Below are 18,797 nucleotides of genomic sequence, written 5' to 3' on the forward strand. Positions count from 1 at the left end.
TTCGGACGGCTTTTTGATGCCGACCCTCCATTCGAAGGGCCGGAACGGCACGGCGCGCTTAGTTCTTCGTCTGGTCGACGAGCTTGTTCTTCGCGATCCACGGCATCATCGCGCGCAGCTTCGCACCGACCTGCTCGATCTGGTGCTCGGCCGTCAGGCGGCGGCGCGACTGCAGCGTCGGGGCGCCCGCCTTGTTCTCGAGAATGAAGCTCTTCGCGTACTCGCCCGTCTGGATGTCGGTCAGGCACTGCTTCATCGCCTTCTTCGTCTCTTCCGTGACGACGCGCGGGCCCGTCACGTACTCGCCGTATTCGGCGTTGTTCGAGATCGAGTAGTTCATGTTCGCGATGCCGCCTTCGTAGATCAGGTCGACGATCAGCTTCAGTTCGTGCAGGCACTCGAAGTACGCCATTTCCGGCGCGTAGCCGGCTTCGACCAGCGTCTCGAAACCGGCCTTGATCAGCTCGACGGTACCGCCGCACAGCACAGCCTGCTCGCCGAACAGGTCGGTTTCGGTTTCTTCACGGAAGTTCGTCTCGATGATGCCGGCACGGCCGCCGCCGTTCGCCGCCGCATACGACAGCGCGATGTCGCGCGCCGCGCCCGACTTGTTCTGCGCCACCGCGATCAGGTGCGGCACGCCGCCACCTTGCGAGTACGTGCCGCGCACGGTGTGGCCCGGCGCCTTCGGCGCGATCATGATCACGTCGAGGTCGGCGCGCGGGATCACCTGGCCGTAGTGGACGTTGAAGCCGTGCGCGAACGCGAGCGCCGCGCCCTGCTTGATGTTCCCGTGCACTTCCTTCGCGTACACGTCGGCGATCTGCTCGTCCGGCAGCAGCATCATGACGACGTCCGCGCCCTTCACCGCTTCGGCGACTTCCTTGACCGACAGGCCGGCGTTCTCGGCCTTGCTCCACGACGCGCCGCCCTTGCGCAGGCCGACCGTCACGTTCACGCCGCTGTCCTTCAGGTTCAGCGCGTGTGCATGGCCTTGCGAGCCGTAGCCGATGATCGTGACTTGCTTGCCCTTGATGAGGGAGAGGTCGGCGTCTTTGTCGTAGAAAACGTTCATGATGGTTCCTTCGCTAATTCAAAAATTCAACAATTCGTTCGGATGGAGTACTGCGGGCCGGGACATGACGGCGCACCCGGCGTCGGCATCACACCTTGAGGATGCGCTCGCCGCGCCCGATGCCTGAGCTGCCGGTGCGCACGGTCTCGAGGATCGCGCCCGCGTCCAGCCCCTGGATGAATGCGTCGAGCTTGTCGCTCGCGCCCGTCAATTCGATCGTGTAGGTCTTCTCGGTCACGTCGATGATGCGGCCGCGGAAAATATCCGACATCCGCTTCATTTCTTCGCGCTCCTTGCCCACTGCACGTACCTTGATCAGCATCAGCTCGCGTTCGATGTGTGCACCGTCGGTCAGGTCCACCACTTTCACCACCTCGATCAGGCGGTTCAGATGCTTCGTGATCTGTTCGATCACGTCGTCGGAGCCGATGGAAACGATGGTGAGCCGCGACAGCGATTGGTCTTCGGTCGGCGCCACCGTCAAGGTTTCAATGTTGTAGCCGCGTGCGGAAAACAGGCCGACCACGCGCGACAGCGCGCCCGGTTCGTTCTCCAGCAGGACGGAAATGATGTGTCTCATGTTCGCTTCTTCCAGAATGTGCCGTGTCGATTCACTCGCGCCGCGCGCCGCCGCGTGCCGCACCGCCCTTCGTGAAGGCGGCCGCATCGGGCCCGAGCGCGCGTCGCGCCGTTACAGATCTTCCGATCCGAGCAGCATCTCGGTGATGCCCTTGCCGGCCTGTACCATCGGCCAGACGTTTTCGGTCGGATCGGTCTGGAAGTCGAGAAACACGGTGCGGTCCTTCAGGCGCAGCGCTTCCTTCAGCGCCGGCTCCACATCCGAAGTCTTTTCGATCCGCATGCCGACGTGGCCGTACGCTTCGGCGAGCTTCACGAAGTCAGGCAGCGCATCCATGTACGAATGCGAATAGCGCTTGCTGTATTCGATCTGCTGCCACTGGCGGACCATGCCGAGATAGCGGTTGTTCAGCGAAATGATCTTCACGGGCGTGTCGTACTGCAGGCAGGTCGACAGTTCCTGGATGCACATCTGGATCGAGCCTTCGCCCGTGATGCACAGCACGTCGTCGTCCGGATGGGCCATCTTCACGCCCATCGCCGCCGGCAGCCCGAAGCCCATCGTGCCGAGGCCGCCGGAGTTGATCCAGCGACGCGGCTTGTTGAAACGGTAGAACTGCGCGGCCCACATCTGGTGCTGGCCGACGTCCGAGCACACGAACGCATTGCCGTCCGTCAGCTCCCACGCCTTCTCGACCACGTACTGCGGCTTGATGATCTCGCTTTCGCGGTCGTACTTCAGGCAGTCCTTCGCGCGCCAGCCCTCGATGTCCTTCCACCATTGCGCGAGCGCCTCGGTGTCGGGGCCATGCTCGGCCGTCTGCAGTTGCTCGATCAGTTCCTTCAGCACTTCCTTCACGTCGCCGACGATCGGGATGTCGACCTTCACGCGCTTCGAGATCGACGACGGGTCGATGTCGATGTGAATGATCTTGCGCGGGCGCGACGCGAAGTGCGCCGGGTCGCCGATCACGCGGTCGTCGAAGCGGGCGCCGATCGCGATCAGCACGTCGCAATGCTGCATCGCCATGTTCGCTTCGTAGGTGCCGTGCATGCCGAGCATGCCGAGGAATTTCCTGTCCGACGCGCGATAGCCGCCGAGGCCCATCAGCGTGTTCGTGACCGGGTAGCCGAGCAGGTCCGCGAACTGGTTCAGCTCACGCGACGCGTCGGCGAGGATGATGCCGCCACCCGTGTAGATGTACGGACGCTTGGCCGACAGCAGCAGCGACACGGCCTTGCGGATCTGGCCCGAATGGCCCTTCGTGACGGGGTTGTACGAACGCAGCGACACGCTCTTGATCGGCTCGTACTGGCACGGCGTCTTCGAGATGTCCTTCGGGATGTCGATCAGCACGGGGCCCGGACGGCCGGTGCGGGCGATATAGAACGCCTTCTTGACGGTTTCCGCGAGGTCGCGCACGTCCTTCACGAGGAAGTTGTGCTTCACGCACGGACGCGTGATGCCAACGGTGTCGCATTCCTGGAAGGCATCCTGGCCGATCGCGGCCGTCGGCACCTGGCCGCTGATCACGACCATCGGGATCGAATCCATGTAGGCCGTCGCGATGCCGGTCACCGCGTTGGTGACACCGGGGCCCGACGTCACGAGACAGACGCCGACATTGCCGGTGGAGCGCGCATACGCATCGGCTGCGTGCACGGCCGCCTGTTCATGGCGCACCAGCACGTGCTGAATCTTGTCCTGCTTGTACAGCTCGTCGTAGATATAGAGAACCGAGCCGCCGGGGTAGCCCCAGATGAATTCGACGTTTTCGTCGGCCAGTGCCTTCATGAGCACGGTGCCGCCGATGGAGTCGCTATCGGGAGGGGAAAGGGGTTCCGACGTGGAGAATTCCGCGCTGGGCATGTTCATTTCGACCTTTCGAATTTTCGGCAAAAAATTGATCGGGTGCTCTCTGCCGGGCTTGTGGCTCGGGTTCAAGCGGCGCGTCCAGTTTGAAGGGCGGGCTTCTTGGGCCAGCCTCAAATGAGACCATCACTTCATGTTGCGAATCGCTGACGATAGCGGGTCGTGATTAGCTCGTCAAGAAAAATATCCCGCAGCGCATCATGCGCGCCGCCCGGCGCCCGACCGGCGCGGTTGGCGCGCAACGTGCGGCGCCCGATCCGGTGCCAAGTCGCATGAAAATTTGATAGCATCCGCGGGTTTTACGAAATTTTTCGACCTTTTTCACCACGCAGCGGGCCGCAGCGCATACCTTCACGGAATGGCATCAGACAAGGAACTCGCCGACTTTCTGGCGGGCGTCGAAAGGCGCGCGTTCAAGCAGGCCGCGTACGCCGTGCGTGACGACGATGCATCGCTCGACATCGTGCAGGACGCGATGATCAAGCTCGCGGAAAAGTACGGCGACCGGCCGGCGGCCGAGCTGCCGCTGCTCTTTCAGCGGATCCTGCAGAACGCGATCCACGACTGGTTCCGGCGGCAGAAGGTCCGCAACACGTGGGTCACGCTGTTCTCGTCGCTGAACAGCACCGACGACGAAGACTTCGACCCGCTCGAAACGCTCGAATCCGCGGACGACAACGCGGGCGTCGAGAGCAGCGAGCACCGCCTCGAACGAGAGCAGGTTCTGGCCCTGATCGACGAAGAAATCCAGAAGCTTCCGGCGCGTCAACGGGAAGCGTTCCTGATGCGTTATTGGGAAGATATGGATGTCGCCGAGACTGCCGCCGCAATGGGGTGCTCCGAGGGCAGCGTCAAGACGCACTGCTCGCGGGCCACTCACACCCTGGCGCAAGCGCTCAAGGCCAAAGGAATCACGCTATGAGCTCCGCAAACCGAGAACACGAATTCGCGCTGAAGGTGCGCCGCGCGCTGGACGAGCGCGCGGCCGCGCTGCCTGCCGCGACCACCGATCGGCTGGCCGTCGCCCGTCGGGCGGCGCTCGCGCGCAAGAAGCCCGAAGCCGCGAGCGCGCCGGTGTTCGTGCCGGCCTTCGCCGGCGCGGCCGGCGCCTACGGCTCGACGCCCGCGAACCGCCCGCCGGCCGGCCGCACGTCCGCGTCGTTCGCCCGTCGCCTGCTGCGTGCATGGCCGCTCGCGCTGCTGCTGGCGGGGCTCGTCGGCATCGCGTACTGGGAAGACATGCAGCGCACCGCCGAGCTCGCCGACATCGACGCGGCGATGCTCAGCGACGATCTGCCGCTCAACGCGTATCTCGACCACGGGTTCAACGCGTATCTGTCGCGCGCTCACTGACAGACAATAACGAGGGGATCGCACGGGTGAGTCAGAAGCGCGGCCTGGCCGTATTTTTCGGATGCGTGATCGCGATCGCCGTTTCCTACGTCGCCACGTATTCCCGATTCCACCCGGCCCCGGCGACGGCGCCCGTCGCGACCACCAGCCCCGCCGCGCCGGCGTCGGCGGCGACCGGGCTGACCACCGACCTCCCCCCGCTGCCCCTGCCGCTGCCGGCCGCCGCCGGCCCGCTGTCGTGGGCGCGCCTCACGCCGGCCCAGCACGCGGCCCTCGCCCCGTTCGCCGACCAGTGGGACGGCTTCAGCGACGCCCGCAAACGAAAATGGCTGAAGATCGCATCACGTTTCGCGAAGTTGTCGCCGGATGACCAGAAGCGCCTGCAGGAACGGATGACCGAATGGGCGAAGATGACGCCCGAGCAACGCCGCGTCGCGCGCGAGAACTACCAGAGCGCGAAGGAGTTGTCGGCGCAGGCGCGCGAGCGCGCATGGAAGGCCTACCAGCAGCTCCCCGAGGAGCAGAAGGAACGGCTGGCCGCCGCCGAGCGCCGCCGCAGGCCGAGTGTCGTCAGCGCGCCGCCGACCGTCGCCGACCGCGACGTCCGCCGCCTCGTCAATGCGCACGAACATCCGGCCAGCGGCGCGGCCGCCGCCCCGGCGCCCGCCTCGGCCAGCGCGGCCGCGCTGCCGGCGCCTGCATCGTCGACGTCCGGCGCCGCATCCGCACCGCCTGCCGTGGCGCCGGTGTCGCCGGCCGATGCGCCGTCGCTGTTCAAGGGCTCCTGAGCGGCCGTGGCGAAGGTCCGCGCGCCCGAGCCCCCGGCCGCCGCGCCGTCCGTACGGCGGCGCCTCGCCGCGCTGCTCTACGAAGGCGTGCTGCTGTTCGGCGTCGTATTCTTCGCCGGGCTCGTGTTCAGCCTCGCGACGCAGCAACGCAACGGCCTCGTCCATCACAACCTGCTTGCCGCGTGGATCGCGCTCGTCGTCGGCGCGTATTTCGTGTGGTTCTGGACGCACGGCGGCCAGACGCTGCCGATGAAAACCTGGCGGCTGCGGCTCGAATCGTCGAGCGGCCGGCCGCTGAGCGCCGGCCACGCGCTCGTCCGCTACGTGCTCGGCTGGCTGTGGTTCCTGCCGCCGCTCGCGCTGCACCCGCTCCTCGGCCTGTCGGTACCCGTCACGCTCGCGCTTACCGCCGCGTGGATCGTCGTGTGGGCCGGCGCCGCGCGGCTGCACGCTGGCCGCCAGTTCCCGCACGACCGCATCGCCCGCACACGCGTCGTCGCCCTGCCGCGCTGACGCGCCGCATTCAGCAGACGAAAGCCGTTCGTCCGGCGCCGCTTCATCCAGCCGGGCTGGCCTGACCGGACAAGCCTCAGCCGTTCAGTGCGGGAGATTACGCAACGTCCGTTCATTCACGGCTAAACACCCGTCGACGGTCGTAATAAGAACGTCTCGTGACTGTCACGGCACAGTCACGCCCGCATGGCGGAATGCCGGTAATGTCAACCGGCGCGAGTCATGCATGGGCCAGAAAACGTCCGCGACCTCACTGTTTCGCCACCCCATCGGCGCCCGCGCCGCCACTGCGTTCCTGTCCGGCACGGGGGCAACCGACGGCGTGGCGTCCCAACAGCCGCCCGTCGCGCACACCACGCAACACGAGGATCCCGAGCCGTCCGCCCACCGCTACCGCACCATCTGGCTGTCCGACATCCACCTCGGCTCGAGCGGCTGCCAGGCGCCCTACCTGCTGGATTTCCTGCGTCACAACGACTCGGAATACCTGTACCTCGTCGGCGACATCATCGACGGCTGGCAGTTGAAGAAAGGCTGGTACTGGCCGCAGGCGCACAACGACGTCGTGCAGAAGATCCTGCGCAAGGCGCGCAAGGGCACGCAGGTCGTCTACATCCCCGGCAACCACGACGAAGGCGCGCGGCAGTTCTGCGATCTCGCGTTCGGCGACATCCAGGTGCGCGGCGAGGCGTTCCACACGACGCTCGCGGGCAAACGTTTGTGGATCGTGCACGGCGACCTGTTCGACGGCGTGATCCAGCACGCGAAATGGCTGGCCTACCTCGGCGACACGCTCTACACGCTGATCCTCGTGCTGAACCGCTGGTTCAACCGGATCCGCAGCCGGCTCGGTTTCCAGTACTGGTCGCTGTCGCAGTACCTGAAGCACCAGGTCAAGAACGCGGTCAACTTCATCTCGCAGTTCGAGACCGTGATGACCGACGAGGCGCGCCGCCGCGGCTGCGACGGCGTCGTGTGCGGCCATATCCACAAGGCGGAGATCCGCGACATCGACGGCGTGCTGTACTGCAACGACGGCGACTGGGTCGAAAGCCTGTCCGCGCTCGTCGAAACGATGGAAGGCGAACTGAAGATCGTCTACTGGACGGTGATGCGCACCGCGCCGTCGGAAGCCACGTCGCGCAAGGCCAAGGCCGCTGCCTGACACAACCCAACTTACAGGACATGCCGCGATGAAGATCATGATCGTCACCGACGCGTGGGAACCGCAGGTCAACGGCGTCGTGCGCACGCTGAAGAGCACGTCGCGCGAACTCGCGGCGCTCGGCCACCGCGTCGAACTGCTCACGCCGCTGGAATTCCGCACGGTGCCCTGCCCGACCTACCCCGAGATCCGCCTGTCGATCCTGCCGTACCGCAAGCTGCGCGCACGGATCGATGCGTTCGCACCCGACGCGCTGCACATCGCGACCGAAGGCCCGCTCGGCCTCGCCGCACGGCGCTATGCGCGCGCCCGCAAGCTGCCGTATACGACCGCGTACCACACGCGCTTTCCGGAATACGTGCAGGCGCGCTTCGGCATTCCGCTCGCCGCGACCTACCGCTTCCTGCACTGGTTCCACGGCCCGTCGCTCGCGGTGATGGCGCCGACGCCGGTCGTCAAACAGGACCTCGAGAAATTCGGCTTCACGAACGTGGTGCTGTGGACCCGCGGCGTCGATCTCGACATCTTCCGGCCGATGGAGTCGAAGGTGCTCAATACCGCGCGGCCGATCTTCCTGTACGTGGGCCGCGTCGCGATCGAGAAGAACGTCGAGGCGTTCCTGCGCCTCGACCTGCCCGGCTCGAAGTGGGTCGCGGGCGAAGGCCCCGCGCTCGCGGAGCTCAAGTCGCGCTACCCGGAAGCGAACTATCTCGGCGTGCTGTCACAGACGGAGCTCGCGAAGGTGTATGCTGCGGCCGACGTGTTCGTGTTTCCGAGTCGCACCGACACGTTCGGCCTCGTGCTGCTCGAAGCCCTCGCCTGCGGCACGCCGGTGGCCGCGTATCCCGTCACGGGCCCGATCGACGTGCTCGGCGAAGGCCATGCCGGCGCGATGCACGAGGACCTGCAGGAAGCCTGCCTCGAGGCGCTGAAGATCGAACGCACGACTGCGCGCGCGTGGGCCGAACGCTTCTCGTGGCGCGCGGCATCCGAGCAGTTCGCGTCGCATCTGAAGCCGCTGCCGAAGACCGCGTACTCGCCAGCCGAAGGTGCCGCCGTTTGAAACGAGACCTGAACGACAAGATTCCGCCCCCCGCCGCGACGCCGCCACGGCACCGCCCGTTCGACGAGGAAGAGCCGCACGCCGACGCCGACGCGCACACGCACGAGCCGCTCGGCCCCGACGATCGGCTCGCGCCGCTGCCGCCGAACCCGTACAAGCGCCACCGCGGCATCACGCGCGCGTGGTTCGCGCTCAAGCATTCGCTGAACGGCTTTCGCGTCGCGATCCGCGAGGAGAGCGCGTTTCGCCAGGAGCTCACGCTCGCCGCGCTGATGCTGCCGATCGGCGCGTTCGCGCCGGTGCCGGCCGCGTCGCGCGCGCTGCTGATCGGCTCGGTGCTGCTGGTGCTGATCGTCGAGCTGCTGAACTCGAGCGTCGAAGCCGCGATCGACCGCATCTCGCTCGAGCGTCACGAACTCTCGAAGCGCGCGAAGGACCTCGGCAGCGCGGCCGTGACGGTCGCGCTGTTCGCATGCGTGACGACGTGGGGCTTCGTGCTCGGACCGGTCGTCGCACGCTGGCTCGGCTTCTAGCAACCGGCGGGCCTCTTTCCCGCCGCCCGCGTGCGGCGCTGCACCATGCGCCGCGCGGCGGCCGCGCTCACGAAATGCCCCGATGGGGCGAAACCCCGGTTTATAATCGTCGGCCAGACATAGAACAGCAACCCGCGCCGGACGAATCACGCAGCATCGATTGCAGCGCCCGCCAGTCCGGCACACACAGGGCCGGACGACATGGAAGCGAAACCTCCCCGCCGCACCCGCGAACGGATTCTCGAGTTGTCGTTGAAACTCTTCAACGAGATCGGCGAACCGAACGTCACCACCACGACGATCGCCGAGGAAATGGAAATCAGTCCAGGCAACCTGTACTACCATTTCCGCAACAAGGACGACATCATCAACAGCATCTTCGCGCAGTTCGAGCAGCAGATCGAACGGCGGCTGCGCTTCCCCGAAGATCACCGTCCGACGATCGACGAAACCTGGTCGTACCTGCAGTACATGGCCGATTTCATGTGGACCTACCGGTTCCTGTATCGCGACCTCAACGACCTGCTCGCCCGCAACCGCACGCTCGAGACGCACTTCAAGCAGATCATCAGCCACAAGGTGCGCTTCGCGCACGACATGTGCGAACTGCTCGTCTCCGATGCCGAAATGGTCGCGACGCCCGCCGAGATCGAAGTCATCGCCACCAACATGGCGGTGATCTCGACGTACTGGCTGTCGTACCAGTACGTGATGCATCCGCGCAAGTACAACGACCAGGACGCGATCCGCGAAGAGCTGCACCAGGTGAGCATGCACGTGATCTCGATCATGGCGCCGTACCTGCGCGGCCGTTCGCGCCAGCTGTTCGACGATCTCGTCTCCGGCAAGCTGCCCAAGCGCCAGTTCACCGATTACCTGCCCCCGCGCGACGGTTCGCCGCGCCCGGCCGGCAGCCCCGTCGCCACCGGCCCGGCCCCCGCCAAGGACGCGAAGCAATGAAGGCGGTCTGCGTTTACTGCGGCTCGTCGTCCGGCGTGCGCCCCGTCTACGCCGATGCCGCGCGCGCGTTCGGCCGCGCGCTCGTCGACGCAGGTCTCACGCTCGTGTACGGCGGCGGCCGCGTCGGCCTGATGGGTGTGATCGCCGACGAAGTGATGGCGGCCGGCGGCCGTGCGGTCGGCGTGATCCCCGAGCTGCTCGTCGACAAGGAAGTCGGCCATACGGGGCTGTCGGAACTGCACGTCGTGCCCGACATGCATCATCGCAAGAAAATGATGGCCGACCTCTCCGACGCGTTCGTCGCGATGCCCGGCGGCGCAGGCACGCTCGAGGAGCTCTTCGAGGTCTACACGTGGGCGCAGCTCGGCTATCACCGCAAGCCCGTCGCGCTCTACAACATCGCTTCGTTCTACGATCCACTGATCGCGCTGCTGCGCCATACGGTCGACGAAGGCTTCATGCGGCCGGCCTATTTCGACGCGCTGTGCGTCGAATCGGAGCCCGTCGCGCTGATCGAGCGGCTGCGCCGCTACCAGCCGCCCGCCCGCGACAAGTGGGCGCCCGACGCAGCGAAGTAACCTTCACCGGAAACCGCACGCGATGACCGCACCGTCCGACCGCAAGGCCGTCCTCATCACCGGCGCGAGCCGCGGCATCGGCCGCGCGACCGCCGTGCTCGCCGCCGAGCGCGGCTGGGACGTCGGCATCAACTACGCGCGCGACGCGGCGGCCGCCGAACTGACCGCGCAGGCCGTGCGCGACGCGGGCGGCCGCGCGTGCATCGTCGCGGGCGATGTCGCGAACGAGGCGGACGTCGTCGCGATGTTCGATACCGTCGCGGAGGCGTTCGGGCGGCTCGACGCGCTCGTCAACAATGCGGGCATCGTCGCGCCGTCGATGCCGCTCGCCGACATGCCGGTCGACCGGCTGCGGCGGATGTTCGATACCAACGTGCTCGGCGCGTACCTGTGCGCCCGCGAAGCCGCGCGCCGGCTGTCCACCGACCGCGGCGGGCGCGGCGGCGCGATCGTCAACGTGTCGTCGATCGCGTCGCGGCTCGGCTCGCCGAACGAGTACGTCGACTACGCGGGCTCGAAAGGCGCGGTCGATTCGCTGACGATCGGCCTGGCCAAGGAACTGGGCCCGCACGGCGTACGCGTCAACGCGGTGCGCCCCGGCCTGATCGAGACCGACATTCACGCCAGCGGCGGCCAGCCGGGCCGTGCGGCCCGCCTCGGCGCGCAGACGCCGCTCGGCCGCGCCGGCGAAGCGCAGGAGATCGCCGAGGCGATCGTCTGGCTGCTCGGCGATGCGGCGTCCTACACGACGGGCGCGCTGCTCGACGTCGGCGGCGGCCGCTGAGCTGACGCGCGGCGCAACAATACGGCGGTCACAAACGCCCCTTCGTCACGGCGCCACAAATCTCCACAATTCCGTGACAGTTTCAGTAAACATTCGTAACAATTCCGTGCTCTACTAGCGGACATCCAGACAGGTGTCCTGAACACGCTGTCCGTTACCCGAATGTAGCCGCTAATCGGTCCAGCCCATGTCGCCGGACCGGCTCGACTCGACCCGAGATCTTTTCCATGCCTGGAACCGCAGCGCCCGGCCGGCGACGCACGCCCGTGCCCGCCTCGTCCGCGCACACCCGCTCGACCGCCGATACCGACGCCATCGCGACGCTGGACGCCGCCGGCACGCCCGTCGCCGCCTCGACCGCCGCGATCAGCCCGCCACGCGAGCGCTCGCTGCCGCTCGGCTGGCGCGCGTGGCTGTTCGTCGCCGCACTGGTGTGCGCGTACACGCTGCCCGGCGTGCTCGGGCACGATCCGTGGAAACAGGACGAAACCTACACGTTCGGCATCATCCAGCACATGCTCGAGACCGGCGACTTCGTCGTGCCGACCAATGCCGGCCTGCCGTTCATGGAAAAACCGCCGCTCTACGCGTGGGTCGCGACGAGCCTCGCGTGGCTGCTGCAGCGCGTGATGCCGCTGCACGACGCGGCACGCCTGGCAAGCGCCCTGTTCGCCGCGCTCGCGTTCGGTTTCATCGCGCGCGCGGCCCGCGTGGCCAGCCGGTCGGACACGTGGTTCGACCTGCGCGTGCTCGGCCCGGTCGTGCTGAGCGCGAGCACGCTCGTCGTCATCAAGCACGTGCACGACATGATGACGGACGTCGCGCTGTTTGCCGGCACGGCGATGGGATTCTGCGGGCTGCTCGAACTCGTGATGCAGCACGTCGCGCGCGCACAGCAGATGCGGCACGGGCTGCCGCCGCATCCGGCCGGCCGCTGGGCCGCGCCGCTCTTCGGCGCGGGCGTCGGCATCGCGCTGATGGCGAAAGGGCTGTTCGTGCCGCTCGTGTTCGCGGCCACGCTGGTCTGCACGCTGGCGCTCTACCCGGCCTGCCGCACCCGCGCGTTCGCACGCGCGCTCGGCGTCGCCGCGCTCGTGTTCGCGCCGTTCGCGCTGATCTGGCCGACCGCGCTGTTCCTGCGCTCGGAAACGCTGTTCATGACGTGGTTCTGGGACAACAACGTCGGGCGCTTCTTCGGTTTCTCCGTCCCCGAACTCGGCGCGGAAAACGACAAGCCGTTCTTTATCCTGCGCGCGTTCCTGCTGGTCGGCTTCCCGGTCGCACCGCTTGCGATCGTCGCGCTCGCGCGCGGTGCATGGCGCGACTGGCGTGCGCCGCGCATCGCGCTGCCCGTGCTGTTCGCCGGCATCGCGCTCGTCGTGCTGCAAGTGTCCGCGACGTCGCGCCAGCTTTACATCCTGCCGTTCTTCGCGCCGCTCGCGCTGGTCGCCGCGCAGGCGATCGACCGCCTGCCGCGCCGCGTGCATTTCGCGTGGGACTACCTGAGCCGCATCCTGTTCGGCACGGTCGTCGCGCTGGCATGGGCGATCTGGGCGGTGATGGCCGATCCGGCCGCGTCGCGCGCCGATCTCGCGCTGCTCGGCCGCTGGCTGCCGCTCGACTGGACGATGCCGATCCAGCCCGCGCTCGTGACCGGCGCGCTCGCGCTGACGGTCGGCTGGCTGACGCTGCTGCCGAAGCTGCGCACGACGGGCCTGTGGCGCGGCGCGCTGTCGTGGGGCGCCGGCGCGCTCGTCGCGTGGGGGCTCGTCTATACGCTGCTGCTGCCGTGGCTCGATGTCGCGAAGAGCTACCGCTCGGTGTTCGACGACCTGAACGCGCATCTCGCGCTCGAATGGAACGACGGCGACTGCATGGCGAGCCTGCACGGGCTCGGCGAATCGGAAGCGCCGATGCTGTACTACTTCTCCGGCATCCAGCACACGCCGATCGACGACGCGAAGACGACGCGCTGCACGTGGATGATCGTGCAGGGCGTGCGGGCCGTCGATCCGGCGCCCGGCAATGAATGGAAGCTGTTCTGGGCCGGCGCCCGCCCGGGCGACAACGAGGAGCTGCTGCGCGTCTACGTGCGCACGCCCGAACAGCATCCGCAGTGACACAGGGCGGCGCGATGCGCCGTCCTGCCCGCCTTCACTTTCCTCTTCGGCGCGCGCCGCGCTCAGCCGTCCGGCCGGTGCGCAGCCTTTTGCAACACCGGCGCCGGCACGAACCCGCATGCGTCCCAGGGTTCGCCGCGCCCTCTCCTCATCCCGCCAACCTCCGAATCATCAAAACGACGAGCCGGGCTCCCGCAGAAACGCCGTTTCCTCGTCGGTCGACGCGCGACCGAGAATCGCGTTCCGGTGCGGAAAGCGGCCGAAGCGCTCGACGACGGCCGCATGCAGCAACGCGAAGCGGTGATAGCTCTCGCACCCGGCCTCGTCGCGGATGCCCGCGCACAGGCGCACGGCCTCGCGCTGGCTCTCGAGCGACTCGTCGTGCTCGAACGGCAGATATGCGAACGCACGGTGATGCCCGCTCGGCAACCGCGCGTCCCAGCCGGCCGCGACGACGCGGCGGGCGAGCGCGAGCGCCTTCGGATCGGCGGCAAACGCGCGCGGCGTGCCACGATGGATGTTGCGCGAGAACTGGTCGAGCACGACGATCAACGCCAGCGCGCCCGACGGCGAATCGGCCCAGTGATCGCAGGCGCCGTCGCACGCGGCGTCGAGCAGCGCGCCGTAACGCGTGCGCAGCACGTCGTCGAACGCCGCGCCGCCGTTGAACCAGATCTTGCGGTTCTGCCCGAATTCGGCCGAGCCCGGCTCGCCGAACCAGAAATCGAGAATCTCCCGTGCCTGCGGATCGAGCGCTGCCGCGCCCGCCTTCCCGGTATCGATCGTCATGCAAACTCCAGTACGAGGCGCCGTGTGCGCGCGCTCTTCTTTTCCAGTTTCGCGACCCGCAGCCCGCCGATTTCGGACGTGTTGCGCACATGCGTGCCGCCGCACGGCTGCAGGTCGACGTTTTCGATGCGCAGCAGCCGCACGCGGCCGAGGCCCATCGGCGGCTTCACGCTCATCGTGCGCACGAGTTCGGGCCGTTGGGCCATCTCGTCGTCGGTGATCCATTCGGTCGTGACCGGATGCGCACCGGCGACGAAGCCCGCGAGGCGCCGCTCGACGTCGTCGCGGTCGATCGACTCGGACGTCGCGAAATCGAGCCGCACGTAGTCGGCCGTCACGCTGCAGCCGTCGACCGCGTACGGCAGCACCGCGCACATCAGATGCGCGGCCGTATGCAGGCGCATGTGCCGGTAGCGGCGCAGCCAGTCGATCTGCGCGACCACGCGCGTGCCGGGAGCGAGCGTCGCGACGCTCGCCGCCTGGCCCGGTGCCGGCACATGGACGGCGTCGTCGGGCGTCGCGCCGTCGAACTTCGCCTTGCGCGTGTCGGCGATCGCGATCGTGCTGCCGTCGGGCAGCGTGAGCGTACCGGCGTCGCCGGCCTGGCCGCCGCCGAGCGGATAGAACACCGTGCGGTCGAGCCGGATGCCGTCGTCGCCGACGGCCTGGACGATCGCCTCGCATTGCGTGAGGTACGCGTCTTCGCGAAACAGCGCTTGTGTCGTCATCGGGCGAGCCTCGAATCGATGGGGGAAACGGCCAGTGTCGCGCCGGGCCGCACGGGCGCCCAGACGCAGATCGTCCCGCGCGCGGGCAGCGGCGTACCGGTCGATCAACCGGGCCGGTTGCGCATCCAGTCCGCCGTGTCGTAGAACGAGTGCATGAGCCGCTCGCGCAGCGGCTCCGCCAGCCCGACGTCCTCCATCGCCCACGCCATGCAGCGCAGCCACTGGTCGCGCTCGACCGATGCGATCGGGAACGGCAGGTGCCGCGCGCGCAGCCGCGGATGGCCGAACCGGCCGATGTAGTGGTCGGGGCCGCCGAGCCAGCCGCACAGGAACCAGAACAGCTTGTCGCGCGACCCATCGAGCGACGGCGGGTGCAGCGCGCGAATCTGCGCGAACTCGGGCTCGAGGTCCATCAGGTCGTAGAAGCGGTCCACCATTTCGCGCACGCGGGCTTCGCCGCCCACGAGCTCGAACGCCGTCGGCTGCGACGGCGCGTCGTCATTCACATCGGTCATACGGATAGTCGGGAAACGGAATCTTCGGGGCCGCGGGCGACGCTCAGGCGTCGCGCAGCGACTGCAGCGCGGGGCGCCGCAACACATTATGCAGGCTCAGCCAGCCGGCCGCAGCCGCGCAGACGACACCGGCCGCGACGCCGGCCGGCACGAGCCATGGATCGACGGCAAGCTGGAAGTCGAACACGCGCGACGCGAGCACCCAGCCGACCGCGATCGCGCCCGCCGACGCGAGTGCGCCGGCCAGCGTGCCGACCACGACGAATTCGGCGCGCTGCACCGCATTGACCTGCGCGCGCGACGCGCCGAGCGCGCGCAGCAGCGCGGCCTCGCGCACGCGCTCGTCGCGCGAGCCGGCAAGCGCCGTGTACAGCACCAGCACGCCCGCCGCGAGCGTGAACGCGAACAGGAACTGCACCGCGCCGACCACCTGCAGCATCATGCGCTGCAACTGCGCGAGGATCGGCGCGACGTCGATCGCGGTCAGGTTCGGATAGCGCGCGATCAACGGATCGAGCAGCGCGGCATTCGATGCGGGCAGATGGAAGCTCGTCAGGTAGACGGCCGGGAAATCCTTCAGCACCGGCGGCGGCATCAGCACGAAGAAGTTGACGCGGAACGAGCCCCAGTCGAGCTTGCGCACGCTCGTGATCGGTGCGTCGACCGTCAGCCCCGTCACGTCGAAGCGCAGCGTGTCGCCCGGTTTCACGTTCAGCGTCTTCGCGAGGCCGGCTTCGATCGAGATCTGCGGCGTGGCCGCGGTGCCGAACCAGTCGCCTTCGACGATCCGGTTGTCGGACGGCAATTCGGTCGTGTACGACAGGTTGAATTCGCGATCGACGAGCCGGCGCGCCTCTTCCGACGGGTACGCGTCCGGATTCACCGGCTTGCCGTTGATCGCGACGAGGCGGCCGCGCACCATCGGCGCGGGCACCACGTCGCGCACGCCGTGCGCGGCCAGATAGGCGGCGACATCGGCGCGCTGGTCGGGCTGGATGTCGATCAGGAACTGGTTCGGCGCATCGGGCGGCGTCGACTGCCGCCAGCCCGCCACGAGGTCGTTGCGCGTGATCGCGATCAGCAGCAGGCACATCAGGCCGAGCGCGAGCGCGGTGATCTGCAGCGCGCTGGCCGTGCCGCGCCGGTGCAGCGACGCCAGCGCGTAACGCCAGCCGACGCCCGCGGCCACGCGCGCGTTGCGCACCGCGCGCGCGGCGGCGAACAGCACGAGCCGGGCGATCAGCGCGAACCCGACCAGCGCGCCGGCAAAGCCGCCCGCGACGATCAGGCCAAGCTTCAGGTTGCCGGCGGCCACGATCAGCAGCGCCGCGAACAGCACGACGCCGACCGCATACGCGGCCCACGCGGTGCGCGACGCATCGCCCCACTCGCGCCGCAGCACGCGCACCGGCGGCACGCGCGTGAGCGGCACGAGCGGCGGCAGCGCGAAACCGAGCAACAGCACGAGCGCCGCGCCCATGCCGATCAGCGCCGGCCACACGGTCGGCGGCGGCAGCACGACGTCGATCAGGCTGCCGAGCGCGGCCAGCAACGCCCAGTGCCCGCCATAGCCGAGCACCGCGCCCGCGGCGCCCGACACGATGCCGACGCCCGCGAATTCGAGCGCGAACAGCGCGCCGAGCGTGCGGCGGCTCACGCCGAGGCAGCGCATCGTCGCGCATCCGTCGAGATGGCGCCGCATGTAGCGCTGCGCGGCCATCGCGATCGCGACCGCCGCGAGCAGCGCGGTCAGCAACGCGACGAGCGTCAGGAAATGACGTGCGCGATCCAGCGTCTGCCGCACCTGCGGCTGCCCTTCCCGCAACGATTCGAGCCCGACGCCGCGCAGCTTCCCGCCGTCGACGCGCGCATGCGCATACGACTCGAAGCGCGCGACGGCCGGTGCGTCGCCGGCGACCAGCAGCCGGTACGTGACGCGGCTGCCGTAGCCCGTGAGCCCGGTCGCGGCGAGTTCGTCCGCGCGCATCATCAGCCGCGGCGAAAAATTGACGAACGAAAAGCCGCGATCGAGTTCGCGGGTGATCGCCGCGGCGACCGTGAACGTGCGCAGCCCGACGCGCACCGTATCGCCCGCCTTCAGGTGCAGCGCGTCGAGCAGCGCCGGATCGGCCCAAACGGTGCCGGGCGCGGGAATCGCGGCCGCCTTGTGCGCGACGGCCGCGCCGGCCGGCAGGATCTCGACCGCGCCGCGCAGCGGATAGCCGGGCGACACGGCCTTCACGGCCGCAAGGCGCGACGGCGCCGCATCGGCGGCCTGCGCGCCCGCGGCGGACGCGATCATGCTCGGGAAGATGGCGGTCGTCGCGGTACGCAGACCGAGCGCGCGGGCCTGCCGGTCGAACGACGGATCGACGGGACGATCGGCGCGCACGACGAAATCGGCGCCGAGCATCTGGCGCGCGTCGCGCTCGAGCCCCTGGCGCAGGCGGTCGGCGAGAAAGCCGACGCTCGTCAGCGCCGCGACCGCGAGCACCAGTGCGAGGACCAGCAGCGTCAGTTCGCCCGCGCGCCAGTCGCGCGCGGTCATCCGGGCAGCCTGGTGGATCAGGTCGCGCAGGCCGAAGCGGCCGCCATGCACGCGCCCGTCATGGCCGGAGGGCCCGGCCGGCGGCTGCGCCGCGTGTTGCGGCCCCTTCAATCGCGTTTCCCTCCGATCGAATTGAGCCGCGACACCATGTGGTTCGCCATTCCGCGGAAGCCGCCCGACACGCCGCGCCACAGGCGCGGCAGTGCCCACGCCGACGCCACGATGAACGCGGCAAGCAGCACGAGGAACGCGAGCGGAACGAAGAAGGCGAGCGCGAGCCCGCCGACCACGAGACCGTCCTCGGTCGACGACGCGAACCAGTTCGAAATCGGTTCGGGAGACAGGTTGATCAGCGCGCGCGTGCCGGCCTTCGCCACGTGCGCGGCGCCGGCGAGCGAGCCGCCGGCCAGCCCCGCGACCGCCAGCATGGTCGGATCGGCATGGCCGAGCGCGCCGGCCGCGAGCACGGCGCCGGCCGGAATGCGAATGAAGGTATGCACGGCATCCCACAGCGAGTCGAACGCGGGGATCTTGTCGGCAAGGAATTCGGTCACGGCGAGCACGGCAGCGGCGCCGATGACCCATGGCGACATCAGCACGGCCAGCGTGTCGGGCAGATGGAGCCAGCCGAACCGCGCCAGCACGCCGGCGATCAGCACCGTCAGGTACAGGCGCAGGCCGCTCGCCCACGCGAGCCCCGCGCCGAGGGAAATGGCTTCGATCATGGCCCTCTCCTTGCACTTTCCGTGCGTTTTGCCGATTGACCGCATCGGGTCGGACAGACTGGCCGCGCGGCGCGTGGCGACCGGCACCGCGTGCCGCGACAGGCACGA

At 68.4% G+C, this 18,797-nt stretch carries 19 protein-coding genes; 11 read left to right on the forward strand and 8 right to left on the reverse strand.

All coding sequences use genetic code 11. The features are described from left to right. Nucleotides 1-58: 58 nt before the first annotated feature. From ilvC to CFB52_RS11695, 3 genes are all read right to left on the reverse strand, one after another. Entirely contained in the window at nt 59-1,075 is a 1,017-nt protein-coding gene (gene ilvC / locus CFB52_RS11685; RefSeq protein WP_099316660.1) for a ketol-acid reductoisomerase, read from the reverse strand. A gap of 88 nt (nt 1,076-1,163) precedes the next feature. Continuing rightward, a complete protein-coding gene (gene ilvN / locus CFB52_RS11690; RefSeq protein WP_006398781.1) occupies nt 1,164-1,655 on the reverse strand; it encodes an acetolactate synthase small subunit in 492 nt (163 codons plus the stop codon). A 111-nt stretch (nt 1,656-1,766) separates the two neighbouring features. After that, nucleotides 1,767-3,530: an acetolactate synthase 3 catalytic subunit gene (locus tag CFB52_RS11695; RefSeq protein WP_059583623.1), complete on the reverse strand. Its 1,764-nt coding sequence runs from the start codon at nt 3,528-3,530 to the stop codon at nt 1,767-1,769. A 355-nt stretch (nt 3,531-3,885) separates the two neighbouring features. Here CFB52_RS11695 and CFB52_RS11700 point away from each other — a divergent pair, with 355 nt between their 5' ends. From CFB52_RS11700 to CFB52_RS11750, 11 genes are all read left to right on the forward strand, one after another. Next, on the forward strand, nt 3,886-4,449 hold the full coding sequence (locus CFB52_RS11700) for an RNA polymerase sigma factor (protein WP_059583625.1): 564 nt from the start codon (nt 3,886-3,888) through the stop codon (nt 4,447-4,449). Beyond that, entirely contained in the window at nt 4,446-4,880 is a 435-nt protein-coding gene (locus tag CFB52_RS11705) for a DUF3619 family protein (RefSeq protein ID WP_099316661.1), read from the forward strand. Before CFB52_RS11700 ends, CFB52_RS11705 begins: the two co-directional genes overlap by 4 nt. A gap of 26 nt (nt 4,881-4,906) precedes the next feature. Beyond that, nucleotides 4,907-5,668, forward strand: coding sequence for a DUF3106 domain-containing protein (locus CFB52_RS11710; RefSeq protein ID WP_099316662.1), 762 nt, complete (start codon nt 4,907-4,909; stop codon nt 5,666-5,668). A gap of 6 nt (nt 5,669-5,674) precedes the next feature. After that, nucleotides 5,675-6,181, forward strand: coding sequence for an RDD family protein (locus CFB52_RS11715; RefSeq protein WP_099316663.1), 507 nt, complete (start codon nt 5,675-5,677; stop codon nt 6,179-6,181). 226 nt (nt 6,182-6,407) lie between these two features. Further along, the gene (locus CFB52_RS11720; RefSeq protein WP_059583633.1) at nt 6,408-7,346 is read left to right on the forward strand and encodes a UDP-2,3-diacylglucosamine diphosphatase; all 939 of its coding nucleotides are present in this window, start codon (nt 6,408-6,410) and stop codon (nt 7,344-7,346) included. A gap of 28 nt (nt 7,347-7,374) precedes the next feature. Next, a complete protein-coding gene (locus CFB52_RS11725) occupies nt 7,375-8,409 on the forward strand; it encodes a glycosyltransferase family 1 protein (protein WP_099316664.1) in 1,035 nt (344 codons plus the stop codon). Further along, on the forward strand, nt 8,406-8,942 hold the full coding sequence (locus tag CFB52_RS11730; RefSeq protein ID WP_059583636.1) for a diacylglycerol kinase: 537 nt from the start codon (nt 8,406-8,408) through the stop codon (nt 8,940-8,942). Before CFB52_RS11725 ends, CFB52_RS11730 begins: the two co-directional genes overlap by 4 nt. Before the next feature lie 201 nt (nt 8,943-9,143). Continuing rightward, nucleotides 9,144-9,902, forward strand: a complete 759-nt coding sequence (locus tag CFB52_RS11735) for a TetR/AcrR family transcriptional regulator (RefSeq protein ID WP_059583638.1) — start codon at nt 9,144-9,146, stop codon at nt 9,900-9,902. Further along, nucleotides 9,899-10,480 (forward strand): TIGR00730 family Rossman fold protein, encoded by a 582-nt coding sequence (locus CFB52_RS11740; protein WP_099316665.1) that lies wholly within the window; start codon nt 9,899-9,901, stop codon nt 10,478-10,480. Before CFB52_RS11735 ends, CFB52_RS11740 begins: the two co-directional genes overlap by 4 nt. 22 nt (nt 10,481-10,502) lie before the next feature. Continuing rightward, nucleotides 10,503-11,264, forward strand: coding sequence for an SDR family oxidoreductase (locus CFB52_RS11745; protein WP_059583641.1), 762 nt, complete (start codon nt 10,503-10,505; stop codon nt 11,262-11,264). Between the two features lie 227 nt (nt 11,265-11,491). Further along, nucleotides 11,492-13,384 carry a glycosyltransferase family 39 protein gene (locus CFB52_RS11750; protein ID WP_099316666.1) on the forward strand — a complete coding sequence of 631 codons (1,893 nt, stop codon included), beginning with the start codon at nt 11,492-11,494 and terminating at the stop codon, nt 13,382-13,384. Nucleotides 13,385-13,555: 171 nt separating this feature from the next. Here the strand turns inward: CFB52_RS11750 and CFB52_RS11755 are convergent, their stop codons facing one another. The 5 genes from CFB52_RS11755 to CFB52_RS11775 form a co-directional block, all read right to left on the reverse strand. Then, nucleotides 13,556-14,173, reverse strand: coding sequence for a DUF924 family protein (locus tag CFB52_RS11755; protein WP_059583645.1), 618 nt, complete (start codon nt 14,171-14,173; stop codon nt 13,556-13,558). Beyond that, nucleotides 14,170-14,901, reverse strand: a complete 732-nt coding sequence (locus CFB52_RS11760; protein WP_059583647.1) for an alanyl-tRNA editing protein — start codon at nt 14,899-14,901, stop codon at nt 14,170-14,172. The genes CFB52_RS11755 and CFB52_RS11760 overlap by 4 nt, the downstream gene beginning before the upstream one ends. Nucleotides 14,902-15,005: 104 nt before the next feature. Next, nucleotides 15,006-15,416, reverse strand: coding sequence for a group II truncated hemoglobin (locus CFB52_RS11765; protein ID WP_059583648.1), 411 nt, complete (start codon nt 15,414-15,416; stop codon nt 15,006-15,008). Between the two features lie 43 nt (nt 15,417-15,459). Then, the gene (locus tag CFB52_RS11770; protein WP_180278205.1) at nt 15,460-18,075 is read right to left on the reverse strand and encodes an ABC transporter permease; all 2,616 of its coding nucleotides are present in this window, start codon (nt 18,073-18,075) and stop codon (nt 15,460-15,462) included. Then, on the reverse strand, nt 18,072-18,689 hold the full coding sequence (locus CFB52_RS11775; RefSeq protein ID WP_060312073.1) for a DUF4126 domain-containing protein: 618 nt from the start codon (nt 18,687-18,689) through the stop codon (nt 18,072-18,074). Before CFB52_RS11775 ends, CFB52_RS11770 begins: the two co-directional genes overlap by 4 nt. Between the last annotated feature and the right edge of the window lie 108 nt (nt 18,690-18,797).

The organism is Burkholderia sp. AU18528 (assembly GCF_002223215.2).
Classification (GTDB): domain Bacteria; phylum Pseudomonadota; class Gammaproteobacteria; order Burkholderiales; family Burkholderiaceae; genus Burkholderia; species Burkholderia semiarida.